Annotated in this window: 22 protein-coding genes and 1 tRNA gene; 18 read left to right on the top strand and 5 right to left on the bottom strand. The window is 51.7% G+C overall.

Going from position 1 to position 23598, the window contains the following annotated elements; all coding sequences use genetic code 11:
• Positions 1–104 precede the first annotated feature (104 nt).
• Positions 105–2450, top strand: coding sequence for an EAL domain-containing protein (locus AACY82_RS03460; RefSeq protein WP_339615365.1), 2346 nt, complete (start codon positions 105–107; stop codon positions 2448–2450).
• Between the two features lie 13 nt (positions 2451–2463).
• Here AACY82_RS03460 and AACY82_RS03455 read toward each other — a convergent pair whose 3' ends face one another.
• From AACY82_RS03455 to flgA, 5 genes are all read right to left on the bottom strand, one after another.
• Positions 2464–3177, bottom strand: coding sequence for a 16S rRNA (uracil(1498)-N(3))-methyltransferase (locus AACY82_RS03455; RefSeq protein WP_339615364.1), 714 nt, complete (start codon positions 3175–3177; stop codon positions 2464–2466).
• Between the two features lie 17 nt (positions 3178–3194).
• A tRNA-Arg gene (locus AACY82_RS03450) sits at positions 3195–3271 on the bottom strand.
• A gap of 75 nt (positions 3272–3346) precedes the next feature.
• On the bottom strand, positions 3347–3823 hold the full coding sequence (locus AACY82_RS03445) for a flagellar protein FlgN (protein ID WP_339615363.1): 477 nt from the start codon (positions 3821–3823) through the stop codon (positions 3347–3349).
• 129 nt (positions 3824–3952) lie between these two features.
• The gene (gene flgM / locus AACY82_RS03440; protein ID WP_339615362.1) at positions 3953–4267 is read right to left on the bottom strand and encodes a flagellar biosynthesis anti-sigma factor FlgM; all 315 of its coding nucleotides are present in this window, start codon (positions 4265–4267) and stop codon (positions 3953–3955) included.
• Between the two features lie 178 nt (positions 4268–4445).
• Positions 4446–5168 (bottom strand): flagellar basal body P-ring formation chaperone FlgA, encoded by a 723-nt coding sequence (flgA, locus tag AACY82_RS03435; RefSeq protein WP_339615361.1) that lies wholly within the window; start codon positions 5166–5168, stop codon positions 4446–4448.
• A gap of 267 nt (positions 5169–5435) precedes the next feature.
• Here flgA and AACY82_RS03430 point away from each other — a divergent pair, with 267 nt between their 5' ends.
• The 17 genes from AACY82_RS03430 (at position 5436) to fliD (ending at position 23557) form a co-directional block, all read left to right on the top strand.
• Complete coding sequence (locus tag AACY82_RS03430) at positions 5436–6389, top strand: chemotaxis protein CheV (RefSeq protein ID WP_339615360.1); 954 nt, start codon at positions 5436–5438, stop codon at positions 6387–6389.
• Positions 6390–6500: 111 nt separating this feature from the next.
• A complete protein-coding gene (locus AACY82_RS03425) occupies positions 6501–7361 on the top strand; it encodes a protein-glutamate O-methyltransferase CheR (RefSeq protein ID WP_339615359.1) in 861 nt (286 codons plus the stop codon).
• Between the two features lie 323 nt (positions 7362–7684).
• Positions 7685–8095 carry a flagellar basal body rod protein FlgB gene (gene flgB, locus AACY82_RS03420; RefSeq protein WP_339615358.1) on the top strand — a complete coding sequence of 137 codons (411 nt, stop codon included), beginning with the start codon at positions 7685–7687 and terminating at the stop codon, positions 8093–8095.
• 49 nt (positions 8096–8144) lie between these two features.
• Positions 8145–8588: a flagellar basal body rod protein FlgC gene (gene flgC / locus AACY82_RS03415; RefSeq protein WP_339615357.1), complete on the top strand. Its 444-nt coding sequence runs from the start codon at positions 8145–8147 to the stop codon at positions 8586–8588.
• A 10-nt stretch (positions 8589–8598) separates the two neighbouring features.
• The gene (locus tag AACY82_RS03410; RefSeq protein WP_339615356.1) at positions 8599–9312 is read left to right on the top strand and encodes a flagellar hook assembly protein FlgD; all 714 of its coding nucleotides are present in this window, start codon (positions 8599–8601) and stop codon (positions 9310–9312) included.
• Between the two features lie 51 nt (positions 9313–9363).
• Entirely contained in the window at positions 9364–10614 is a 1251-nt protein-coding gene (flgE, locus tag AACY82_RS03405; RefSeq protein WP_339615355.1) for a flagellar hook protein FlgE, read from the top strand.
• Between the two features lie 202 nt (positions 10615–10816).
• Positions 10817–11560, top strand: coding sequence for a flagellar basal-body rod protein FlgF (gene flgF, locus AACY82_RS03400; protein ID WP_339615354.1), 744 nt, complete (start codon positions 10817–10819; stop codon positions 11558–11560).
• Positions 11561–11590: 30 nt separating this feature from the next.
• Positions 11591–12376, top strand: coding sequence for a flagellar basal-body rod protein FlgG (gene flgG / locus AACY82_RS03395; RefSeq protein WP_339615353.1), 786 nt, complete (start codon positions 11591–11593; stop codon positions 12374–12376).
• 24 nt (positions 12377–12400) lie between these two features.
• Complete coding sequence (gene flgH / locus AACY82_RS03390) at positions 12401–13084, top strand: flagellar basal body L-ring protein FlgH (protein WP_339615352.1); 684 nt, start codon at positions 12401–12403, stop codon at positions 13082–13084.
• 9 nt (positions 13085–13093) lie between these two features.
• A complete protein-coding gene (locus AACY82_RS03385; RefSeq protein WP_339615351.1) occupies positions 13094–14206 on the top strand; it encodes a flagellar basal body P-ring protein FlgI in 1113 nt (370 codons plus the stop codon).
• On the top strand, positions 14206–15204 hold the full coding sequence (gene flgJ / locus AACY82_RS03380) for a flagellar assembly peptidoglycan hydrolase FlgJ (protein ID WP_339615350.1): 999 nt from the start codon (positions 14206–14208) through the stop codon (positions 15202–15204). The genes AACY82_RS03385 and flgJ overlap by 1 nt, the downstream gene beginning before the upstream one ends.
• Positions 15204–17159 (top strand): flagellar hook-associated protein FlgK, encoded by a 1956-nt coding sequence (gene flgK, locus AACY82_RS03375; RefSeq protein WP_339615349.1) that lies wholly within the window; start codon positions 15204–15206, stop codon positions 17157–17159. Before flgJ ends, flgK begins: the two co-directional genes overlap by 1 nt.
• 35 nt (positions 17160–17194) lie before the next feature.
• The gene (gene flgL, locus AACY82_RS03370) at positions 17195–18418 is read left to right on the top strand and encodes a flagellar hook-associated protein FlgL (RefSeq protein ID WP_339615348.1); all 1224 of its coding nucleotides are present in this window, start codon (positions 17195–17197) and stop codon (positions 18416–18418) included.
• Between the two features lie 51 nt (positions 18419–18469).
• Entirely contained in the window at positions 18470–18826 is a 357-nt protein-coding gene (gene fliT, locus AACY82_RS03365; protein ID WP_339615347.1) for a flagellar protein FliT, read from the top strand.
• A gap of 355 nt (positions 18827–19181) precedes the next feature.
• Positions 19182–20927, top strand: a complete 1746-nt coding sequence (locus tag AACY82_RS03360; RefSeq protein WP_339615346.1) for a flagellin — start codon at positions 19182–19184, stop codon at positions 20925–20927.
• Between the two features lie 57 nt (positions 20928–20984).
• Positions 20985–21392 (top strand): flagellar protein FlaG, encoded by a 408-nt coding sequence (locus tag AACY82_RS03355; RefSeq protein WP_339615345.1) that lies wholly within the window; start codon positions 20985–20987, stop codon positions 21390–21392.
• 134 nt (positions 21393–21526) lie between these two features.
• Positions 21527–23557: a flagellar filament capping protein FliD gene (fliD, locus tag AACY82_RS03350; protein WP_339615344.1), complete on the top strand. Its 2031-nt coding sequence runs from the start codon at positions 21527–21529 to the stop codon at positions 23555–23557.
• The last annotated feature ends 41 nt before the right edge of the window (positions 23558–23598 follow it).

The raw sequence follows: 23598 nt of genomic DNA, 5'->3' as shown, positions 1-23598 counted from the left end.
GGAATCAGCGACGAATGCATAATAAAGGACCAACCTTCTACGAAGGAATCTCATTTCAGCTTGCTAAAATTGGGATTATTCTCGTTTTTGTACTGAGTTTTTCTATGAACTTGGTACAGGTTTATGTAGATTATCGCGCTCAGTCGCGAGAGTTTGAGAGGCTTGTTGATCGGGTTATTCAGGTCGCCACACCCCCCGCCGCCCGGGCCGTACACACCCTTGATGACGACTTAGCCACTGAGGTGGTTAACGGTCTGCTGAGTTACGATTTTATCCATGAAGTGGCCATTCTCGATGAGCGGGGCAATGCGCTGGCCGAGGCGAGCCGGCCGCCTATTGTTCACAGTGCCGGCTGGCTGGTTAAAATCGTCGATGATGACGTTCTTACTTATACCGCACAGCTGGCAGTTCCTGGTTACGCGCAGCAATCCACCGGCAAAATCTCTTTTCGGGTAGATAAACGCCAGGCGCTGGCGAGCTTTTACAGCCGCTCGGAGCTGAATCTTGTGGCCGGTGTACTGCGTAACCTTGTCTTGGTGGTTTTGCTGTTTATCGCATTCTATGTAAAGTTAACCAAACCGCTGGCGCGCCTATCCCACGAGATCAATGAAATTGACCCCGATCAGCCGGGGGTAAGACGCTTGACGCCGCTGCCCGATAAGCGTCAAGACGAGCTGGCCAGCGTTATTAGCAATACTAATCAGTTGTTAGATGTGGTCGAGTTGTCGCTGGCTAAGCGCCGCGCGGTGGAGCTTGCGCTGCGTAAAAGTGAAGAGCACTTGCGCCAAATCGTCGACAGTTTGCCGGTCTTAATTGGTGCCCGTAACAAACAAGGTTACTACCGTTTTGCCAACCAAGCGCTGGCCAATGCGTTGGGCTATACCCCCGAACAAATGTGTACCATTCACGTGCGAAATCTATTAAAGCACTCGGTGGATAATATCGAGCAAGTGCTTAATAACGATGCGCGGGTCATCGACCGGCGTGAAGAGCTTGATGTTGTGGAAGAAAGTTTTGTCGGCGCTGATGGCAGCCAGCTGTTTTTGCAAACCCATATGATTCCGCTGGATTATTACGACGAGGTTGTTTCTCTGGTGCTGTCGGTGGACGTCACTGAGCGCAAAAACGCCCAAGAGAAAATGCAGTACATGGCGCATCACGATGCCTTAACCAGCCTGCCCAATCGCCTGCAGTTGGTCGAGCGATTGGAGCACGAAGTGCGGCGGGCGGTACGTCATGGTTACTTTGGTGCTGTGCTGTTTATTGACCTTGATAAGTTTAAAAATATTAACGACTCCCTCGGCCACCCGGTGGGTGACTCTGTACTGCAAGAGGTTGCTAAACGCTTAAAAGCCGCCGTGCGCGAGGAAGATTTAGTGGCGCGTTTAAGCGGTGATGAGTTTATTGTGGTGTTAACTGTGCTAGACCAAGAGCTGGACATTGCAGGACTTAAAGCGGGCGAGATCAGCGAAAAAATACGTGCGGTGGTGTCGCAACCTATAATGCACGAGCAAATGGAGCTGCGCATTACTTGCAGTGTCGGGGTTGTGGTGTATCCGGATAAAAATAACGTGGTGCATGAGCTGCTGCGTTACGCCGATACCGCAATGTACCACGTCAAAGAAAAAGGCCGCGACGCTATCGAGTTTTTTAATGAAGATATGGCGGATAAGGTCAGCGCGCAGCTGGTGATGGAGGGTGATCTACACCGCGCCCTAGAGCAGCAGCAGTTTGTGTTGCACTATCAACCTAAACTCGATATTGAAACCGGCGAGGTTGTCGGTGCCGAGGCCTTATTGCGCTGGCAGCACCCCGAGAAAGGTCAGATCTCGCCCATGGACTTTATTCCGGTGTTGGAAACATCCGGCTTAATTCTTGATGTAGGGCAGTGGGTTATCGAGCAAGCCTGTCAAAGTTTGGCGATTTGGTCGAGCCAAGGATTGTGGCGTCCGGGTATGACCATGAGCGTTAATATTAGCCCTCGTCAGTTTCGTGGGGCGAGTTTTGTACAAGATGTTATTGATGCTTTACAGCGTTACGATGTGCCGCCGGGGGCACTGGATATTGAAGTAACCGAGGGCATTATCATTCAGCGTGTCGACGAGGCGATTGAAACTATGTCGACGTTGGCCGCGCATCAGGTGAGTTTCTCCTTGGACGATTTTGGTACTGGCTACTCCTCAATCAGTTACCTTAAACGCTTGCCGGTGTCGACGTTGAAAATCGATAAAAGCTTTATTCGCGACTTAAGCCATGACCGCAGTGACCGGGTGTTGGTTGAAACCATTATTACCATGGCGCGTTTGCTCGATTTAAACGTGGTGGCTGAGGGCGTAGAAACCGCCGAGCAACTGGAGATCTTGCATACCTACCACTGTCATAGTTACCAAGGGTTTTATTTTAGTCCGGCAGTACCCGAGATACAGTTTGAGGCACTTTTAAAACGTTAATGGCCTGATCGCGCTACCCACCGAGGCGCCCCAGTAAATAGGGTACAACGGTTTCTACCCGCATAATGCGGCGCCCTAGCGTAACACCGGTAAAGCCCGCCTCGCTTAGCATGGCAATTTCGTTATCGATAAACCCACCCTCGGGGCCAATGGCCAGTAATGTCGGTTTATTGGTTGATGTAGGGCAGGGGGTTGTCACATAAGGATGTGCCAGCAACGCATCGTGATCCTGTATCAGCTCGGGCAGTTGATCCTCCACAAAAGGGCGAAAGCGTTTGGCCGTATGAATGGTCGGAAATTGAGTGTCGCAGCCTTGCTCTAGTCCGAGCAGTAGCTCCTCGCGGATTTTTTGTGGCTGCAATTGCGGCGATTGCCAATAGCTTTTTTCAACCCGTGCACTCTGCAGAAGCGTTAGCTGCTTTACCCCGAGCGCGGCAATGGTTTGTAGTGTCCGCTTCAGCATCGGGGGGCGGGGTAGACCGAGAATCAAATGAATATTCGATGGCGGTGGCACGGGCTCAGTCAAGCTGACCTGTAATGTAATTTGCTGTCCGTCCATGGCGATTACCTCGCCGCTGCCCATTAGGCCATCGACCAGCCCGACACGTAAAGTGTCACCTAGCTTGGCGCGATGGACTTTGCAGATATGGTCTAACCGGCGTGAATCGCGCAGGATAGCGTGGCCGTGGGCGTCGAAATCGTCGGCAAATAACAGAATTAAGTTCATGGCTACGCTGCAATAAATGGTGCCCCGGAGACGATTCGAACGTCCGACCTGCCGCTTAGGAGGCGGCTGCTCTATCCAACTGAGCTACCAGGGCTTTGATCGCCCCAATCGAGCGAGGCGACATTGTAAAAACTTTGCCGCGATAATCCAAGGAAAGATGGTTTTTTTGTTAAGCCCGAGTGAGGGTGTTGCTTGAGGCGCTGTTGGTGGCGCTGCCGCTGGAGTCGTACAGGCCGGCACTTTGCGTTTTGCCGCGCATCAGATCGAGAAGTCGTTTGAGGGTTTGCTGAGATCGGGCAACCAGCTTGCCGTTAAGGTTGTTTAGCTCGTTGCACTGGCTGACTTCACTTTGCAGTTGCTGCCAAAGAGGGATCAGTTCGCGAAGGGCGTCGTCGGACGCTAAAAACTCTTGCCAGCTGGCGGCGTTGTCATCTACCTGCAGGGCTTGTAAGAGCGCGGCACGTTCTTTGGCGTGACCTTCAAGCAGTGCAAGGTGCTCGTTTTTTTCGCTAATAAGGGCGGCGAGTGCTTCGTGGTTGCGCGTTTGAAGCAGTTCGCGTTCTTCGGAGAGTAGCGCTTGCAGGCGTTGGGCGGCGTGCAAGTCGCGGTTGAGCATCTCACGTACCAGTTGGGGATTGGCCGACATGATAAACCTCTGTATGAGTGTGTATTGGCAAAAATCGGGTGCGAGCCCGACATCTCACTAAATAAGGTGAGATGGTAGCGGGGACGAGCTCAGGCAAATGGACTCGTCCCTCGCTAGTTATTCCGTGCGTTAGCCCAGTAGCTCATCCTGTGCGAGCATCGCCTCGGCCAAGCGCTCGGGGTTAATTTCAAATCGCCCCTCAGAAATCGCCTGCTTAATAGCGCTGACACGCTCGCTGTCAACGCCTGAGGCGTTGTCGATTGCCTCGCGTAAGCGACCGATGTTTTGCGCTTCGGGGCTCAGTGCGACACTGTCGTCACTGTTGTTAGCCGAGCTGTCGACATTCCCCGGGGTTTTATCCGCGCGGGCGTTACCGGCAGCGCCGGTGGTGCGGCCGCTGTTCGGGGCGTTTGTTTTTACTGTGTTTGATGTATCAATAACCATAGTGAGTTCCCAACGTTGCCTGATTCCGGTGTGCTACCGGTGTTTGCCAATACCAGAGTGCATGCTCGCCAAGGCGACACATGCAACTCGTCTATATCCGCTTTCGGCAGGCAAGCGTACAACTTTAGTGTTTTCTGTCACTTTTTTGTGAATTGGCTCACGTTGAGCCACAAAGCGTCTAAAAATTGGCACCGACACGTCCTTCACCTAAGATATTAGCCCGAACAACGCGTTCTGAGCTGGTGTTACGCACCCGGATTTGCTCGCCAACACGGCCGCTACTGAGTGCCTCGGCTTGCGTGGCCACCTGAATGGTGCCGCTGGTTGACTCTAAGGTGACAATGTCACCGCGCTCGACCGCCAGCGGCTGCTCCAGTACGCCTTCGCGCAGTGGCTCGCCGGCGTCAATGGAGCGTCGCAGTTGTTGCCCCAATACTTGATTGGCCGAGGTTAGGTAGCCTTGACGCAACGTGCTGGTGTTGAGCCTCTGGTGGGTAATCACCGAGCTGTCGATCAATGTGCCGCGCCCCAGTGGGACGGCGGCTACGAGTATTTCGCGGTAGACGTCGACCTGGGCGCTTAGGTAGAGCGACCAAGGTTGCTCTCCCTCGCACTGCGCCTTAACGCTAATGGCACCTCCGTTATCACCGATGTCTCGCACGCTAAATGTTAACGGCGCAGAGCAGTTTCTGAGGCGCAGCCGAGGGTCTAAATCGGCAACGCTGACCTCGCTGTCAGTGGTCGCAGTGTGCTGTTGCGTGTAGCGCTGCTCTAAAAAGTGTTTTGCCGCCGCTTTTAGTTGGCCTAAGTCCTGTTGCGCCGCCTCTAGGCTGCCAGCTGCCAGTGCGGCTATCACCGCTACTGCGCAGGGGAGCCTTGAGGTTAAGCGCTGTCGAATCATGGCAAGCATCCAGTTCATAGGGCGGTATAAAGTAAGTCCCAAAAATACACTCAATATAGGTGTTGTAATAAGCTATATTTGGACTGAGCGCTAAAGTGCGTCAAAAATCAGCCGTTAACATAGATATAAGGCAGATAGAGCAAGGACCGTGCCGGCGATTGATGCCGGCCTGTCGGTAACCGCTGTTAAATAAAAATGTAAGTTTTCGGCATAACTTATTGATAATATTGCGTTAGATTCGTTTTGCGCTTGATTGGAGAAACATCTATGGCCGGCGTGTTAGACAGTGTCAATCAGAGAACACAATTGGTCGGGCAAAACCGGCTGGAGCTATTGCTGTTTCGGCTGCGTGGCCAGCAACTCTATGGTATTAACGTTTTTAAGGTCAAAGAGGTGCTGCAGTGCCCACCCTTAAACGAAATACCGGGCCGTAGCTCAACGGTGCGCGGTGTGGCTCATATTCGCGGTGGCACCATCCCGATCCTCGATATGAATCAAGCCATTGGCCGCAAACCCTTGGATAATCTCGCCGAGTGTTTCGTTATTATCACCGAGTACAACCGCACCCAGCAGGGCTTTTTGGTCAGCGGGGTCGAGCGTATTGTCAATATGAACTGGAGTGATATTCATCCGCCACCATCAGGGGCTGGTAAGGCGCACTATTTGACGGCGGTAACTGAAGTTGAGCAAAAATTAGTCGAGATCGTGGACGTAGAAAAAATTCTGGCTGAGGTTGCCCCCGTTAATGAGCAAATTAGTGCCGGTGTTGTGGCCGACGGCATTAGCGAGCGGGTGGTACAAAAGCATGTGTTGATTGTGGACGACTCGAATATCGCCCGTAAACAAATTCAACGTGTAGTCGAATCTATGGGGATCCGTACTACCCTTAAAAAAGATGGCCGCGAGGCGATGGAGTACCTGCAAAGTATGCAGGAGCAGGGCTTAAACCCCCTTGAAGAGCTGATTATGATCATCTCAGACATCGAAATGCCCGAGATGGATGGTTACACCTTTACCGCCGAGCTGCGTGCCAACAGCTCGCTAAGCCAGATGTACGTGGTCTTACATACCTCGCTCAGCGGTGTTTTTAATGCCGCAATGGTGAAAAAAGTCGGGGCAGATGACTTCTTGGCGAAGTTTCACCCCGATGAGTTAGCAAAACGGGTTAACGACCGGGTGCTATCGATTTCGGGTGAAGATTTACTTGGTGATGCTGAGTAAAATCAATAAGGTAGCGCAATTGTTTGATGTTTTATCTACCGTCAGGCTTTTACCGCTCGCAGATTTTTGTTGCTAACAGTTGCTACTAAAAAGCACAAAATAAGGACGGGTATGACAAACGAACGTACCGCACAAGGCGGAACGCTGGCGCAGGCAGAGTTTGATCACTTTCGTCAGTTTCTGCAGGATGCCTGTGGTATTTCTCTCGGCGAGAATAAGCAGTATTTGGTGACCAATCGAGTGCGGCGCCTACTTGAAGAGCACGGCTTGCATTCGTTTACGGAGTTGGTCGGAGTGCTTAAAAGTAACGCAAACCGTCGCCTGCGCGATCAAGTCATTGATGTCATGACCACCAATGAAACTTTCTGGTTTCGGGATGGTTACCCGTTTGAATACTTAAAAAATACGATTTTGCCCGATTTAATGCTGCCGGCTAAGCGAATGTTTGGCCCCGTGCGGATTTGGTCGGCGGCGTGCTCGTCGGGGCAGGAGCCATACTCGCTGAGCATGATGATTGAGGAGTATCGCCGCCGCGCTATGGGGGCACTATCGCGGCCAGTGCAAGTAGTGGCAACCGATTTATCCTCAATTGTGTTAGAGCAAGCTCGCCAAGGTATTTACGATAAACTCTCGGTGATGCGCGGCCTGTCGCAAGAGCGGCGCGATATGTACTTTGATTCGCTCGATGGCAACCGCTGGCAAGTTAAGCCTAAGTTGCGTGAGTGTATAGAGTTTAGGGCGATTAACTTGCTCGACTCTTACGCGGCGCTGGGGCGTTTTGATGTGGTGTTTTGCCGCAACGTTTTGATTTACTTTGATGCGGCGCTGAAAAAGCGCATTCTTGAGAAGATTCACGCGAGCCTCAAGCCTGGCGGTGTGGTGTTTCTGGGTTCATCAGAGGGGGTCGCCGGTGCTGCGCACCTGTTTGAAATGGTCCGCTGTGAACCGGGTATTTTGTATCGTGCCTTGTAATCTAAAGGGCTTACGTTAGCTCACATTCCCGTTAACTCTACCTATTCCTCTCGCTGCTTGTTGAAACTCAATCTGCGCTGCGGCGGTGTTAAAGTCGAGCTCCTTAGGAAACTTGTTTACCTGCATGTCAATCAAAGGCGGCAAAAGAGGGCGGAAATCCATTGCCGCATTGTTTTTTATGTCGCCATTGGCGTATCTCCTCGGTTTTCCTCTCTCTTGTAAACCTCATAAAAAACAATAACTTATTGTTATTTTTAGCTTTTGGCACGGGCTGTGCTTTATTGCTTGCAACGCAATTTAATTAACACAGCGAGCAAATGAAAATGGCGATTTCTTTTTCAGAAGCACTTGGAATCCACGAGCCGGCATTAAAGCTTCGGGCGCGTCGCGCAGAAGTGCTAGCCAATAATTTGGCCAACACCGATACCCCCGGGTTTAAAGCTCGCGATATGGATTTTAAGGCCGAGCTGAATCGTCAGACCCGCCCCGCAGGCCATGATTTGAACGTGAGTTTGAGTAAGACTCAGTCGGGTCATCTGGACGGTAGCGGGCTCGCCGGTGGTGATACCAAACTTGGTTTTCGTATCCCGCATCAGAGCTCGGTAGACGGTAATACCGTTGAAGATCAAGTTGAGCACGCGGCGTTTATGAAAAACGCCCTGGATTTTCAGGCCAGTTTTATGATGCTCAATAAAAAGTTTAAAGGTTTGTCCAGCGCGATTGCGGGTCAGTAGTGCTGCTAACGAGCAGCCAGTAAAAATAAGTAGGCAGCGGAGATATCTCATGGCGATTGGCAATATATTTGACGTAGCAGGCTCGGGCATGAACGCCCAGAGCTTACGCTTAAACACCACGGCCAGTAACTTGGCGAATGCGCAATCGGCAGCCTCTAGTGCTGGCGATGTGTACCGCTCGCGCCAACCCGTATTTGCTGCCATGGCGCGCGATGCAATGGCGTTTGGTGCTACCCCGATAGATGGCAACGACCAGGCGGCAAGCGCTGGCGTGCAAGTGCTTGGGGTGGTTGAGAGCGATGCGCCTTACGAGCAGCGCTTTGAGCCCACGCATCCTCTTGCCGATGAAGAAGGTTATGTCTACTACCCGAATGTGAATGTGGTGGAGGAGATGACCAATATGATTTCCGCCTCGCGTTCGTTTCAGGTGAACGTTGAAGTAATGAACGCGGCCAAACAGATGGCGCAACGCGTGTTGACTCTGGGACAGTAAGGATAACGCCATGACTACGGTAAATGAGACCAGCTCAGTGGGCAATATACTTAGCAATTTAAGTATCAATAAAAAAGAGCCCGAAACCAAAAGCAACGAGTTGGGCCAATCGGCGTTTTTGGAGTTGATGATCACCCAAATGAACAATCAGGACCCGTTGAGTCCGCAAGACAATACCGAGTTTATTGCCCAGCTGGCGCAGTTCAGCTCCGTTGAAGGTTTGGAGCGGTTAAACACCAGCTTTGAAGACTTTAGCGGCAACTTTATGTCTAACCAAGCGCTGCAAGCGTCATCGTTGGTGGGGCGCTCGGTGACGGTGCCCACGGATACCACCTACTTGGCCGAGGGCGGAATAATTTCCGGTTCAGTCAATTTGCCACAAACCAGCCCCAATACCCAGGTCAGTATTTATGACGCCAGCGGTGCGTTGGTTGGGCAAATACCGCTTGGGGCTCGCGAAGCTGGCGAGACTGTATTCCGTTTTGACGGCCAGTATATGGAGGTTGACGGCGAGCTGACCAACTGGTCGGCGGGTGAAGAGCCGTTCGCTCCCGGTGATTATACGTTTGAGGTCAATGCCACGGTTGATGGCAAGACTGAATCCATAGCCACCTCGCTTAGCGCCAATGTAAACAGTGTGACGCTCGCTGAAGACGGCGGCATCATTTTAAACCTAGCCGGTGTCGGTGCGGTTAATATCTCGGACATTAAGCAGTTTAACTAATTAAGAATTTGCACACCGGTTGCCGGTTTGCATCAATAGGAGAAGCGAACGATGCCTTTTAATACTGCTCTGAGCGGCATTCGGGCCGCCAATACTGACTTAAAGGTAACCGGCAACAACATTGCCAATGCCAGCACTACCGGCTTTAAAAACTCTCGCGCCGAGTTCGGTGATGTCTATGCCAGCTCACTGCTCGGTAGTGGCTCTAATACGCCGGGCTCGGGTGTCAATCTACAAAAAATTCGTCAACAGTTTAGTCAAGGCAACCTAAACTTTACGGAGAACCAGCTCGATTTGGCGATCAATGGCGCGGGAATGTTTATTCTCGATAACGCCGGCGATAAGCTTTATGGTCGCGACGGAACCTTTGGCTTGGATAAAGACGGTTATATTGTCAATAACACCGGTTCAAACTTGCAGGGCTTTATCGCCGACGATGAAGGTAACGTGGGCGGGATTTTGGAGGACCTTAGGGTAGACGTTGAAAACCAAGCGCCGAAGGCGACTACTGAGCTGGATATTTCTTTTAATTTAGATGCACGGGAAGAGATACCGTCAGTACCTTTTGACCCTTTAGATCCAGAGCCCGCCAGCTACAATAACGCTACATCAGCCACGGTTTATGATAGCTTAGGCAACAGCCATACTATGGCACAGTACTTTGTTAAAACTGGTGACAATACCTGGGATATTTACGCTGAGATTGATGGTGTAAATGTCGAGGCTGGCGGTGGTCCGGCGGCCCAGATGGTTTTTTTGGCCGATGGCAGCTTAAGCCCAGCTGGCGATACTGGTATTAACATAACGGATTTCACCCCTACTGGCGGCGCAGCAAACCTTGGTGAAGATGACGGCACGAATTTTGTTTTAGCTGTGGACTACGCTAACTCCACTCAATACGGTAGCGGTTTTTCAGTCGAAGCTCTCACCCAGGATGGTTACACCACCGGCCGCTTAGCCGGTATCGACATCGATGAGCAGGGCTTAATCTTCGCCCGCTTTACCAACGGTGAGGCGCAGACCATCGGTCAGGTAGCCTTGGCCAGCTTTAATAACCTGGAGGCTCTAAAGCCTGTTGGCTCCACCTTGTGGGCGCAAACCGCTGACAGTGGTGAGTTGATTGTCGGGGCGCCGGGGTCGGCATCTTTTGGCGATATTCAGGCCGGCGCTTTGGAGGAGTCTAACGTTGATTTGTCTGAGCAGTTAGTTAACTTGATTATTGCCCAGCGAAACTTCCAGGCGAATTCTAAGACGATTGAGACGGCTAACCAGACCACGCAAACCATTATTAATCTGCGTTAACGGTTAGCGCCAACTGGCGCAAAACCGGAGGGTGGAACGGCGGCAAACGGCGGAAGCGGTTTGCCGCTTTTTTGTGTCTGAGTTTTAGTTTCTCGGGCAGTCGCGCTCTAGCCCCCGTATGACGCGGGTGTTGGTGTTGGCACAGCGGTTGCAACACTTGTAGTAAGTAAGTTCAACTGCCAATAAACCAACGGAGTCTGTTGTGGATAAAGCTCTCTATATCGCAATGACCGGTGCCAAGCACAACATGATCGCGCAGACCAGTCACGCGAACAATATGGCCAACATTAATACCACTGGCTTTCGTGCGGATTACGCTGTAGCCCGCAGTATGGGTGTGTACTACGGTGACGGTCAGCCAACGCGTGCTTACGCCATGACAGAGTCTCCCGCGTCAGATTTTACCCCGGGGCCGGTTCAGCAAACCGGGCGCGAACTGGATGTGGCCATTAATGGTGATGGATTTTTGGCGGTTCAGTCGCCTACCGGTGCCGAGGCCTACACACGCGCTGGCAATTTAAACTTAGATGCTAACGGTATATTGCGTACCGCCGAGGGCTTGCCGGTGATGGGTAATAATGGGCCCATCGCCTTGCCGCCAGCCACTCAGATTAGCATTGGTGAAGACGGTACTATCTCGGTTCAAGGGCAGGGCGAAGGGCCAGAAACATTGGTTGAAATTGATCGCTTAAAGCTGGTTAAGCCTGATTATGGTTCGCTGGAAAAATCCGCTGATGGTTTGTTTCGTCAGCTCGATGGCGTTGACTTGGTCGCAGACGCTGATGTGCGTGTGACATCCGGTGCGCTTGAGGGCAGTAATGTTAACGCCGTTGATGCTTTTACCGACATTCTAAGCTTGTCGCGTCAGTATGAAATGCAAGTCAAGCTAATGAAAACCTTTGAACAAAACTCCGAAAGCTCAGCGCGTCTGTTACAGATGTCCTGACCTGTTCGTTAACGACTAGAGGGTAACGCCATGCACTCGGCACTTTACGTCAGCAAGACCGGCCTAACGGCGCAGGACAAACAACTGACCACAATTTCTAATAACCTTGCTAACGTCGGCACCGTGGGTTTTAAGCGCGACCGGGTAACTTTTGAAGATTTGCTCTATCAAACTCAGCGCCAACCGGGTGCGCAATCGACGCAAGACACCGAGCTGCCATCAGGCTTGCAGCTTGGTACCGGTGTGCGGGTTGTGGGCACGCAAAAACAGTTTACCGAGGGTAACCTTGAAGTCACCGACCAGGCGCTCGATGTTGCCATTAACGGCCGAGGGTTTTTACAGATTTTACGCCCCGATGGCTCGGTTGCTTATACCCGCAACGGTCAGTTACAAATCAACGGTGAGGGGCAGTTAGTTAATGCCGACGGCCACCTGCTAGAGCCTGCCATCAATGTCCCCGAGAACGCCAGCAATATCACTATTAGTAAAGACGGTGTCGTTAACGCCTATGTGGATGGCGAAGTCGACCCGCAACAGCTGGGCGATATTCTCCTAGCCGATTTTGTGAATCCGGCGGGCCTTCAGGCGGTGGGCGGCAATTTGTTTTTAGAGTCGGTGGCCAGTGGTAATCCACTGATTGGTGCGCCGTCTGAAAACGGCATGGGCAGCCTAGAGCAAGGCATGTTGGAGAGTTCAAACGTCGAAATCGTGCAAGAGATGGTCGATATGATCAGTACGCAACGGGCCTACGAGCTTAACTCCAAAGTTGTTTCCACCGCTGATCAAATGCTGCAATACATAACGCAAACCTTATAACGGGTGCTGCAACAGGTGAAGGTCATGATGGGTAATATAAAATACGTGAGCATAGGGGGGCTGGTGCTGCTGTGGTTAACGGGCTGTGCCTCTTACGCGCCGCCACAACCGGGTGATCCGCATTATGCGCCAGTGGTGTCGGCCGCCTACCAAGAGCCGGTACAAACCAATGGCTCTTTGTATCACGAGCGCAGCATGAGCTTGTTTACCGACTCCAAGGCGCGCAACGTCGGCGATATTATTACCATCATGCTTACCGAGCGTACGGTATCGAGCAAAAGCTCGGGCGTTAACGTCAGCAAAGACAGCTCGACCAGCTTGCCGGCGGGTACTATTTTGGGAATGACGCCGACCTTAAACGGGGTTCCATTTGACACCAGTATCAGTCAAGAACGCGATTTTAATGGCGATGCCGGTGCCGACCAAAGCAACAGTCTAAGCGGTTCTATTGCGGTGACAGTTGCCGATGTATTGCCTAACGGCAACTTGATTGTGCGCGGTGAAAAATGGATGACACTGAATCGCGGCGATGAGTTTATTCGTATTAGCGGAATTTTACGGCCCGATGATATTTCACGTCAGAACACCGTGTCGTCTACCAAACTTGCCAATGCGCAAATCTCTTACAGTGGTACCGGTGAACTTGCCAACTCGCAGTCGATGGGTTGGATGTCGCGCTTTTTTAACAGCGCCTATTGGCCGTTCTAAGGGGGCGGTATGAAAACGTTATTAGGCTTACTGTTAAGCAGTTTTTTTACGGCACTTTTATTAAGTGCTGGCGCAAGTGCCGAGCGAGTCAAAGACATAGCCTCAGTGGCCGGTGTTCGGTCTAACCAGCTTATTGGCTACGGTTTGGTGGTGGGGCTGGATGGCACGGGCGACCAAACCACCCAAAGCCCCTTTACCACGCAGTCTTTTGGCAACATGCTAAAACAGTTTGGTATCAACGTACCTGAGGGTACGCGGATGCAAATGAAAAACGTCGCCGCGGTTATGATTCACGCCGACCTTCCCGCCTTTGCCAAGCCCGGTCAAGCCATCGACATCACGGTCTCGTCGGTGAGTAATGCCAAAAGTTTGCGCGGTGGCACTTTGTTGATGTCAAAGCTTAAAGGTATTGATGGTAATACGTACGCAGTGGCCCAAGGCAGCTTAGTAGTGGGTGGGTTTGGCGTTGAGGCGGGCGATGGCTCCAATATTACCGTTAATGTGCCGAGCGTAGGTCGGATTCCCAATGGCGCCACCGTAGAGCGCAGTGTGCCTAATAACTTTACCGGTAATCAGCCGATTGTTTTTAACTTAAACCGTGCCGATTTTACCACCGCAAATCGTCTGGCGACGGCGATCAATGAAATGTTAGGCCCTGACGTGGCTGCCGCTATCGATGCTGTTTCAGTCGCGGTGAAAGCGCCGCAAGATCCTGCGCACCGTGTTGATTTTATGGCGCTGTTAGAAAATATTGAGGTCAAGCCAGGTGAAGAGGCCGCCCGTGTGGTGATTAACTCGCGCACAGGTACCATCGTTGTGGGCCAGCATGTTCGGGTCTCTCCGGTTGCCATTACCCACGGCAGCTTGACCGTTTCTATATCTGAAGATTACGACGTCAGCCAACCCGGCGCTTTTGCACAGGGGCAAACTGCCATTACTCCCAATAGCGCTATTGATGTCGAAGAAGAAACCAATCCGATGTTTAAATTTGCCCCAGGTTCGACCTTGGAGGACATCGTTCGCTCGGTAAATAACGTCGGTGCATCGCCCGCCGACTTGATGGCAATCTTAGAGGCGCTTAAGCAATCTGGCGCCCTTAACGCTGAGCTATTGGTGATCTAATGAACGGATTTGATACAAAAGCGAGCGCCAACATTGCCCAAGACAGCTATTTAAACAGTCAAGGGCTTGAGGCTGTGAAGAAAATGGGGCGTGATAAAGACCCTGAGGCCCTGCGCCAAATGGCACGCCAGTTTGAATCCTTGTTTGTGCAACAAATGCTTAAAAGTATGCGGGCGGCGTCCGAATCGTTTTCGGAAGACAGTTATATGAACAGCTCCGATACCCAGTTTTATAGCGATATGCTCGATCAACAGTGGTCGTTGGAGTTGACCAAAGGTAAGGGAATGGGCTTGGCCGATACTTTGTATCAGCAGTTATTAAAAAGCTACGGCCAGTATTTACCCAATGATAAAAGCGCCGGTGACAAAGCAAGATTAGATGGCGCGCTACAAGGTACGGCCCTCAATTTTGATCAGCGCCGGGTCAGTGAGCGAGTGGGTGAGAGTGTAGACGTTCAGCCGTTTTCTGAGCCAGCAGCGACGTCTGTGAATGTCGCGGCCACAGATGCGGCGGGCTTTATCGATGCCATAAAACCTTACGCCACATGGGCCGCGCAAACCTTAGGTGTCGCGCCCGAGGCACTGATGGCGCAAGCAGCCCTCGAAACCGGGTGGGGCAAACATTTAGTGCGTGATGAAGCTGGCAGCAGTTTTAATTTGTTCAATATTAAAGCCGGCAAAAGCTGGGATGGTGAGGCGGTGACTGTCAGCACTACAGAGTACCTAGAGGGCGAAGCGCAGACCGTCGATGCGGCATTTCGTCGTTACGGTTCATTGCAAGAGAGCTTTGCCGATTACATCGCCTTGATGCAAAAGCCTCGCTATCAAAAAGCGTTGGCCGAGGGGACTGACGCAAACGCCTATGTAGAGCAGTTGCAAAATGCCGGGTACGCGACCGACCCCAATTATGCCAATAAATTAAAACAGATTATGCAGCGCGAGAACTTTTCTGGCAGCCCGGCACTTGCCGCCTATCAACAACATGTGGGTAATTTGTAATGTCCGGTCTACTTTCTAATGCGATATCGGGTTTGCAGGCAAGCCAAAATGCTTTGCGTACGGCTGGTAATAATATCGCCAACGCCAATACCGATGGTTACAGCCGGCAAAACGTATCGTTTGGCACGCGACCGGCGCAAAGCGCCGGTAGTGCAGGTTATTTAGGTAACGGCGTTACTACCGAGTCGATTGCCCGGGTTGTCGATGATTTTGTGTCGACGCAACTGAGGTTAGACATTGCGAATTTTAATCAACTAGATTCCTACAACCAAAACTTGAGTAAAATAGACAGCTTGTTGGCTAATAGCAGTACAGGTTTGTCTGGCGGAATGGAGTTGTTTTTCTCAGCCTTGCAAAGTGCGGCCGATGACCCCGCAGCAACTCCGTCGCGGCAGTTAGTAGTTGATCAAGCCGAGGGCTTGGCGGTTCGCTTTAATAGTTTGTATGACCGTTTTGCGTCCATCGAAAGCGCCATTGATGGTGAAATCTCGACACTCACCGGCCAAGTGAGCTCGCTCGCCAATTCGATTGCCGAGCTAAATAAAGCAATTATCGAGAAACAAGGGGCTAGTGGTGGCGAGCCTAATGATTTATTGGACAAACGAGACTCGGCGCTTAATCAGTTGTCACAATTAGTGGCCGTAAACGTGGTTAAGCAAGACAGTGGTCAACTTAATGTTTACATTGGCAATGGTCAGCCTTTGGTGGTGGGGCAAGATGCAACCCAGCTGAGCTCAGATGGAAACGGCAGGATTTTGTTTTCCAGCACCGGGGGCGAAACAGATATTACCGAACAAATCAGTGGTGGCAAGCTGGGTGGTTTGCTTAGCTTTAGTGACGACGTGTTGGCGCCGGCTAAGAATGAGCTGGGCCGTGTGGCACTTGTGTTAGCGGGGGAAATGAATCGCCTGCAAGGCGAGGGGCTAAACCTTGACGGTGACTATGGTGAGCCGCTGTTTAATCCGATCAATAGCGCTAGCGCTATGGCGGGGCGAGTGACTCCGCTTGGGGCTAGTGGTGGTAACTTCACTGCGGAAATTACCGATACCAGTTTGTTAACTGCCAGCGATTATACACTGCGTGTCGCCGATCCCGGTGGTGACTACGCGGTGGTACGCGAATCTGATGGTGAGTTGGTGGCGTCTGGGGTTGCGGTCCCGGCCTCGCCTGCAACAATCGATTTTGATGGTATTTCGCTCGAGGTAACCAGTGCCATCAGCAACGGTGAGTCGTATCGCATTAATCCCACCACGACGGCTGCACGTGATATACAGGCTATTATGGATGACCCGCGCGGTTTAGCGCTCGCCGCACCGGTGCGCACTGAGGCTAACCCCAACAATGCGGGCTCCGGTGTTATTAGCGCGGGTAATGTTTTGCGCGACCCGGATGTTACGAGTACTGCGGTTGGGCCGGGGCCCACTACACCTGTGGTGGTAGAGTTTATCTCGCCTTCTGAATACCGCTTCTTGGATGAGCTCGGCGCGGAGCTAGACCCTGGTGTCACTTATCCCTATAGTCCAGGCGATCCGATCTACCCCGAGTACGCCGCATTGCCCGGTGACCGAACCTACGAAATCAATATTCAAGGAAATCCTGCGACGGGCGATACCTTTACTGTTAGTTTTAATACTGATGCGACAAGCGACAATCGTACCGGCTTAAAAATGGCGGCGTTGGTGGCTGCCGAGACAGTAGAGGGTGGGTTAAGCATCAATGGCGCCTACAATAAGCTTGTTGAGCAGGTAGGGGCCAAGTCCAATTTGGCACGGATGAACACCGATGCGGCGCGCAGTGTACTGGAGCAGACGCAATCATTGCGGGACAGTATATCAGGGGTCAATCTTGATGAAGAAGCGGCCAATTTGATTAAGTTTGAGCAGGCATACAACGCCAACTCACAGGTGATCTCTATTGCCCGGCAAGTGTTTGACACGCTTTTAAATGCCTTTTAGTCGGCGTTTGTAGGCGATAACGAGGTATACAGGCTATGCGAGTATCGACATCACAGATTTACAGTATCGCCAATATTGGTATGCGTGATGCGCAGGCGGCGATTAACAAAACCAGTGCTCAGATGGCTGCCGGTCAGCGGGTGTTGACGCCAGCGGATGACCCAGTAGCCGCCACGCAAATTCTGCAGTTGGGTGAGCAGCTGAGTAAGCTTACGCAGTACAACAAAAATATCGACGTGGCCGAGAGCAAGTTATCGCTTGAAGAGGTGGCGCTTAATAGCGTCACGTCGCTGGTGCAAAGTATGCAAGAGCTGGCGGTTAGCGCGGCAAACACGGCGACCCTAACGCCTTCAGAGTTTAAAATTATGGCCTCTGAAGTGGACAGTCGCATGAAAGAGTTGCTCAACCTGCAAAACACTAAGGACTCGTCGGGACAGTATATTTTTGCCGGTTATCAAAGTGGCGATGCTGCCTACACAGAGCAGGGCGGTAGTGTCGTCTATCAAGGTGATGATGGTTCTATTTCACTGCAGGTGTCTGAAAGTGTCACCGTGCAAGCAACAGACCCTGGACGCAGGGTTTTTGAAGGGATCAACACCTCGCGCAATACCGTTAGCGCCTACAGCACAGAGGCGGGTAACCTTGGTTCGCGACCGGCTCCCGCAATTGTGGATCAAGACGCGTTAGATCAGCTCGATCATGGCCCCTTAGCGGTGACGGTGTCGGGTGCTGGGGTAGTAACGATAGAAGACAGTGATGGCAACCCGGTGCCCTTTACGCAAGGCCCACCACCGCCGCCACCGTCGCCTTTGGCTGCGTCTACCTATGTGATAGAGGCGGCGGGAATGCGCTTTGGTGTTGATGATGGCGATGAGCTTACGCTGACAGTCAAAAACGAAAAATCCAGTATCATGCAAACACTCACTGACTTTCGCGATGCTATGCTTGCGGTTAAGAGCAACAGTGAGAGTAAGGCCGAGCTGGGCGATGTGATTGCTAAAACACTCGGTACATTAGACAATGCGGTAACCCGTATTGGCGAGGTCCAAAGCGATGTTGGCGCCCGCCTAAACACTCTCGATTCGACTCGCAACCTAAACGCCGATACGGCCCTTGATACTGAAGAAGTGTTAAGGTCCTTACGTGACTTAGATTATGCCGAGGCGACCACTCGCTTAAAAATGCAAGAATTGGTGTTAAGCGCAGCGCAGCAAAGCTTTTCTAAGGTTAGTCAGTTAACTTTATTTAACTACTTGTAATCACAGGCTAAAAGGTTGACGTAAAAAGCCCCAATAGCCAGAGCCCCAAATATGAGCGACACTCCAGCCCCCCCAGAACTCTCCAGTACAGCGCTTGAGCGGCAGTTATCTTTGGCAATAAAAGCGTCTGAAGAGTTGTTGGTCTTGGCGCAAGCCGAGAGCTGGCAAGATTTTGAGCGGCAGTTTCGTCAACGAGACACGGTTCTGCAGCGTATCGACGCTGAAGTCACGCGACAGCTGCCGCTATCTGAAGAACAGGGTGAGCTCATCGCCGCCAGGCTAAACGAGCTACGCGCGCTAAATGACAAACTACTGCAGACGGCAGAGGTTAGTAAAAAGGCGATAGCGCAAGAGCTGGCAAAAGATCGCAAGGCACGGCAAGCGCTTAACGCCTATAAAAAATCCTAGCGACTCTTGGATGCTCCTATTGTCTGTTATGTCATTCCGGTGTCGAGGTCGTTCTCCTGCTAATCTCTTCGTATGCAGCCTCTAGCGCTGAATACACGCAAAATCCGCCTGGTTTTAGCGCCTGATACACATCTGATATAGCACTTGTACGGTATTAAAACTTGACATGAATGTTCTGCAAGTTATTGAAAAATATAATAATTAATTGCTCTCTTGATCTTTTTGTAAAAAAAACCTAAAGCAATCAAACCTCCTGACGATAACCTACACAGAAGTGCTGCAAATACGCGACTTCATCATCGGCTGATCACAGCTGGCAAGACTGTGAACAGGTAAAAAACTTAGGAGATTACTCATGGCTCTAGTAATTAATACCAACGTTGCCTCCCTGAACACTCAGCGCCAGCTGATGCAATCTGGGCAATCACTCGATCAGGCCACCGAGCGCCTGTCTTCCGGTCAACGCATTAACTCCGCTAAAGACGACGCAGCGGGCTTGGCGATTGCTAACCGCATGACCTCACAAATTCGCGGCTTGGACCAAGCTGTACGTAACGCCAACGACGGCGTGTCTATGATTCAAACCGCTGAAGGCGCGCTGCAAGAGGGTACTAACATCCTCCAGCGTATGCGCGAACTGTCGGTACAGTCTGCTAACGGCATCTACTCTGATGCTGACCGCGGTCGACTAGATGCAGAGGCGCAACAGCTTAAAGAAGAGCTGGGCCGCATCGCCGAAGAAACTACCTTTAACGGCCAAAAACTGCTTGATGGCAGCCTTAAAGGCGCTAAATTGCAAGTGGGCTCTGAGCAGAACCAAACCATTGAAATCACTGTGGGCTCTTTCAGCACAAGCTCATTGGGTGGCTCTTCAGGTGATATCGTTAGTGAGGCGGCGGCCAATGGCCTGGCTGATCTACAGTTGCTTGATGGCACCGATACCTTCAAAATTAACGATACTGTGATCAGCTCACTTACTGCTGCTTCTACCCTGAATGAAGCGCTTAAGATCATGAACGCTGACCTTGAAGGTAAGGGCGCACAAGTTTCCGCGCAGACTGAGATCAAGGCCGACAACACCGGTTCTGGTGTGCTGCGGGCGGGCACTGACACCTTGACGATTGCCGTTACTGACGGCGATGGTAACTCTCAATCTTACGTGATTAGTGACACCAAAAACATGGATGAGTTGGTTGCCAAGATCAACGACGAGACTAGTGTCGAAGCGAGCCTTGATGATAAAGGTAAGCTGGTACTTAATGCTCAGGGCGCTGAGGACATTACGGTAACCGATAGCACCACTAACGATGTGGCTTCTGGCTTCTCGACCACTAACACAGCTAACTTCTCACTGGTATTTAATGATACTAGCTCTGATAACGCTGGCGTAAAGATCCAAGCTGAAGGCGCGGCCTCGTTAGCTGCAGCGAACAGTGCCAATCTGGGTATCGACTTGCAGGACGACAATGGCAATATCGAAGGTGCTTCTGTTACTGCGACTACGGGTACTGATCTTTCTGAGGGTGATTTAATCATTAACGGCGTTGAGATCGGCGTGATCGCCGGTGGCTCAGATGCGGCCGCAACCTTGGCTGAAGCCATTAGTGTGATTAACGAGAAGTCGGCCGAAACCGGTGTGGTAGCCTTTATTGGCTCGGGCGGCGATGAGATCGCGCTAGCGTCTGCCAGTGGCGATGAGGTCTCCGTTGAGTATGGCGACTCATCCACCGCAGCCGATGTACTAGCTGTGACTGGCTTGCAAGAGCGTAACGCGTCGGAAGGTGCCGGTTCGGTAGCGAGCATCGACATTTCGACCGCCGCCGGCGCGCAAAAAGCCATCGGTATCCTGGATGAGGCGATTGGCCAAATGAGTGCCACCCGAGCGGACCTGGGTGCGATCAACAACCGTTTGGACTTTACCGTTGCCAACCTGAGCAACGTCAGCGAGAAAACCTCGGCGGCACGTTCGCGGATTGAAGATGCAGACTTTGCGGCTGAAACTGCCAAGCTGAGCCAATCTCAGGTATTGCAACAGGCGGCTCAGGCCATGCTGGCACAGGCAAATGCCCGTCCTCAGCAAGTTCTGTCACTGCTGCAGTAATCGTCAGGGCTTACCCCGCCGAGTTAATCGGCGGGGTTTTTGAGTGAGGACAGTACCATGAATGAAGTAAACGCTACAGGATCAGAGGTCTATACGTCTGCCAAGTCTGGGGCTGCTTCATCGGTAAACCGTCAGGGGGGGCAGGTGAGCGGCAATAAGTTGCCACCGCTAGCGGATGAACAACCCAATAGTGTTTCGGTAGAAAACACCGCTGAACGCACTGCCACTAAACCTGAGTTTCGCGACAATGTTCGCCAGGCCGTTGCTAAGATGAACGAGTATGTTCAGTCCACGCAGCGCGATCTGCAGTTTAGCTACAATGAAGAGCTGGGCGAGACCATTGTTAAAGTGCTTGATAGCAAGACACAGGAAGTGATTAGGCAGATACCCGACGAGGTTTTTGTCAGCTTGGCGCAAAAATTGAATGCTGATGAGCCAGTGCCATTGCTACAAGCGCAGGCTTAATCGTCGACAAGTAAGCAGATTAACGATTGGGGCGCCTTAGGGTGCCCTTTTTTTGTTTTGGGTGCTAAAGCAGGCTAAAGTTTACTCAGTAACAGCCGATACAGATATTAGGCACACACGCGTGGAGTAAGGTTATGGTCGACAACAACATTATCAGTCAGCTGGGGGGCGGTTCCGGGATCGATACCCAAAAGCTGGTAACGGATCTGGTCGAGATCAGTCATGCTCCGCAAGCTAATCGCTTAGACTCCCGTGAAGAGAAGCTGCAAACACAATTATCCGATTATGGAATTTTACGCAGTGCCTTGGCTGACTTAGAGTCGGTGGTGGCCAACTTGGCAAGCCCGGATATCTTTGATGCTAAATCCGTCTCGGTGCCCGATACCTCTCTATTCGCCCTAAGTGAGCTCGACTCCAGCGCCCAAGCGGGCAGTTATCAAGTTCAGGTCGACCAGATCGCCCGTGCACAATCACTTAGCAGTCAAACCTATGCCTCAAAAAGCGCCGAAGTCGGCACCGGCACACTGACGCTGCGTCTGGGTGATTGGAATAGTGCACTCGATGATTTTACTGTCAACAGCGAGGCGGTCGGCGCCACAATCGAGATTGATGAATCTAATAATAGTCTCGAGGGGTTGCGCGATGCCATTAACAAGGCCGACATCGGTGCGCAGGCCAGTATTGTGGCTGATGGTAACTCCTACCGGCTGTTGATCACGGGTCCGTCGGGCGCCACTAATGAGGTCGAAATTACCGCCAGCGAGGATGCCGGTGCGCCGGGACTGGCCAACTTTAACTTTAACGCCACTAATCAGGCCCTCACGCAAAATCAAGAGGGTCAAGATGCGCTGGTACGCGTGAATGGCTTGCAAGTGTCGCGCGCGTCTAACTCTTTCGATGACGTGATTGACGGGCTCACTATTGATTTATACAACGCCTCCGTGGATGAAACCGTCAATATTACGATCAACGAAGATCGCAACACCGCCGAGACGGCAATTCGTGACTTTGTCGACGCCTACAACGTTTTTATGGAGCAGGCAAAACAGCTAACGGGTGTTAACCAAGAGACGGGTAAAAATGGCAGCTTAGCCAGCGATTCGTTAGCCGATAACTTGGTGGACCGAGTAAAAGGCTTTATAGGTGCGGCTGTTCCCGGATTAGAGGGGGGCTTTGGCAGTTTGGCTAATTTGGGCATCCAAACCAAAATTAGCGACGGCACCTTGCAAATCAACGAAGACCCAGACCGTATTAACACCAACTTCAATGCCGTGATGGAAAATAATTACGGCTTGGTTAAGTCATTGTTTACACCGCAAACACGCTCAGACAGTGGCAGCATTGAGGTGACAGGCTTTAGCAAGCAAACCAACCCGGGCAGCTACGATGTACAGATTACCCAGCAGGCGACCAAAGGCAGCTTACAGGCGGGCAGTGTGGTTGCGGGGTTTCCGTTGGACACCACGGGTAAAGATTACAGCTTTGATATTGCGGTAGACGGTAATCAGGCATCGGTGAGCTTGCCTGACGGCGTTATTTATAACACCCCGGAAGAGCTGGCGACTGAGATCGAATCGTTAATTAACGTCAGTGAGGCCGTTTCTGGTAATCGCAGCTCTGTCAGTGTTAGCTACGATAGCGGCAGTGGTGCGTTTAACTTTATCTCCGATAATTACGGCAGCAGCAGTACCCTAGAGATCACCGCGATAGGCGGCGATACTGCCGAGCTTGGTTTAGCCGTGGCCGCTGGTACGGCGGGGCAGAATGTTGCCGGCACCGTTGATGGCGAGCCAGCGTTTGGCTATGGTAACGTCTTGCTGCCTAAAATTGGCAGTAGTGCTGACGGCTTATCGCTACTGATAAAACCGGGCGCTACCAGTGCTACGGTAGGCTTTTCACGGGGGTTTTCGGGGGGCTTAAGCAGTCTCATTAATGGCTTTATGGTCAATAATGGATTGATTGACCGGCGTGAAGATAATATCAATGAAAGCTTGGTTGACATAGAAGATGACCGCTCGGATCTAGAGCGCCGCACAGAGGCCTACCGCAGCCGGCTAAGCAGTCAGTTTTTGGCGATGGAGTTAATCGTTAATGACCTTAACAGCACCGGCAGCTTTCTTGAGGGGCTCAATGATCGGCTGCCCTTTACCTCGCCAAATAGGTAGATAGCCGACATCGCTACTGATACAAAGCGAATGGTTACCTC

This window comes from uncultured Gilvimarinus sp., from assembly GCF_963972205.1.
Classification (GTDB): domain Bacteria; phylum Pseudomonadota; class Gammaproteobacteria; order Pseudomonadales; family Cellvibrionaceae; genus Gilvimarinus; species Gilvimarinus japonicus.
This window is presented reverse-complemented; position numbering and strand designations above follow the sequence as displayed.

Bases quoted from the DNA above. Each gene is read 5' to 3' on its own strand.
- flgG (WP_339615353.1), top strand. From the start codon at position 11,591: ATGCACTCGGCACTTTACGTCAGCAAGACCGGCCTAACGGCGCAGGAC.
- AACY82_RS03385 (WP_339615351.1), top strand. From the start codon at position 13,094: ATGAAAACGTTATTAGGCTTACTGTTAAGCAGTTTTTTTACGGCACTT.
- AACY82_RS03360 (WP_339615346.1), top strand. From the start codon at position 19,182: ATGGCTCTAGTAATTAATACCAACGTTGCCTCCCTGAACACTCAGCGC.
- flgM (WP_339615362.1), bottom strand. From the start codon at position 4,267: ATGGTTATTGATACATCAAACACAGTAAAAACAAACGCCCCGAACAGC.
- AACY82_RS03425 (WP_339615359.1), top strand. From the start codon at position 6,501: ATGACAAACGAACGTACCGCACAAGGCGGAACGCTGGCGCAGGCAGAG.
- AACY82_RS03410 (WP_339615356.1), top strand. From the start codon at position 8,599: ATGACTACGGTAAATGAGACCAGCTCAGTGGGCAATATACTTAGCAAT.
- flgB (WP_339615358.1), top strand. From the start codon at position 7,685: ATGGCGATTTCTTTTTCAGAAGCACTTGGAATCCACGAGCCGGCATTA.
- AACY82_RS03355 (WP_339615345.1), top strand. From the start codon at position 20,985: ATGAATGAAGTAAACGCTACAGGATCAGAGGTCTATACGTCTGCCAAG.
- flgK (WP_339615349.1), top strand. From the start codon at position 15,204: ATGTCCGGTCTACTTTCTAATGCGATATCGGGTTTGCAGGCAAGCCAA.
- flgE (WP_339615355.1), top strand. From the start codon at position 9,364: ATGCCTTTTAATACTGCTCTGAGCGGCATTCGGGCCGCCAATACTGAC.
- flgH (WP_339615352.1), top strand. From the start codon at position 12,401: ATGATGGGTAATATAAAATACGTGAGCATAGGGGGGCTGGTGCTGCTG.
- AACY82_RS03445 (WP_339615363.1), bottom strand. From the start codon at position 3,823: ATGTCGGCCAATCCCCAACTGGTACGTGAGATGCTCAACCGCGACTTG.
- AACY82_RS03430 (WP_339615360.1), top strand. From the start codon at position 5,436: ATGGCCGGCGTGTTAGACAGTGTCAATCAGAGAACACAATTGGTCGGG.
- flgJ (WP_339615350.1), top strand. From the start codon at position 14,206: ATGAACGGATTTGATACAAAAGCGAGCGCCAACATTGCCCAAGACAGC.
- flgA (WP_339615361.1), bottom strand. From the start codon at position 5,168: ATGATTCGACAGCGCTTAACCTCAAGGCTCCCCTGCGCAGTAGCGGTG.
- flgC (WP_339615357.1), top strand. From the start codon at position 8,145: ATGGCGATTGGCAATATATTTGACGTAGCAGGCTCGGGCATGAACGCC.
- flgL (WP_339615348.1), top strand. From the start codon at position 17,195: ATGCGAGTATCGACATCACAGATTTACAGTATCGCCAATATTGGTATG.
- fliD (WP_339615344.1), top strand. From the start codon at position 21,527: ATGGTCGACAACAACATTATCAGTCAGCTGGGGGGCGGTTCCGGGATC.
- fliT (WP_339615347.1), top strand. From the start codon at position 18,470: ATGAGCGACACTCCAGCCCCCCCAGAACTCTCCAGTACAGCGCTTGAG.
- AACY82_RS03460 (WP_339615365.1), top strand. From the start codon at position 105: ATGAACTTGGTACAGGTTTATGTAGATTATCGCGCTCAGTCGCGAGAG.
- AACY82_RS03455 (WP_339615364.1), bottom strand. From the start codon at position 3,177: ATGAACTTAATTCTGTTATTTGCCGACGATTTCGACGCCCACGGCCAC.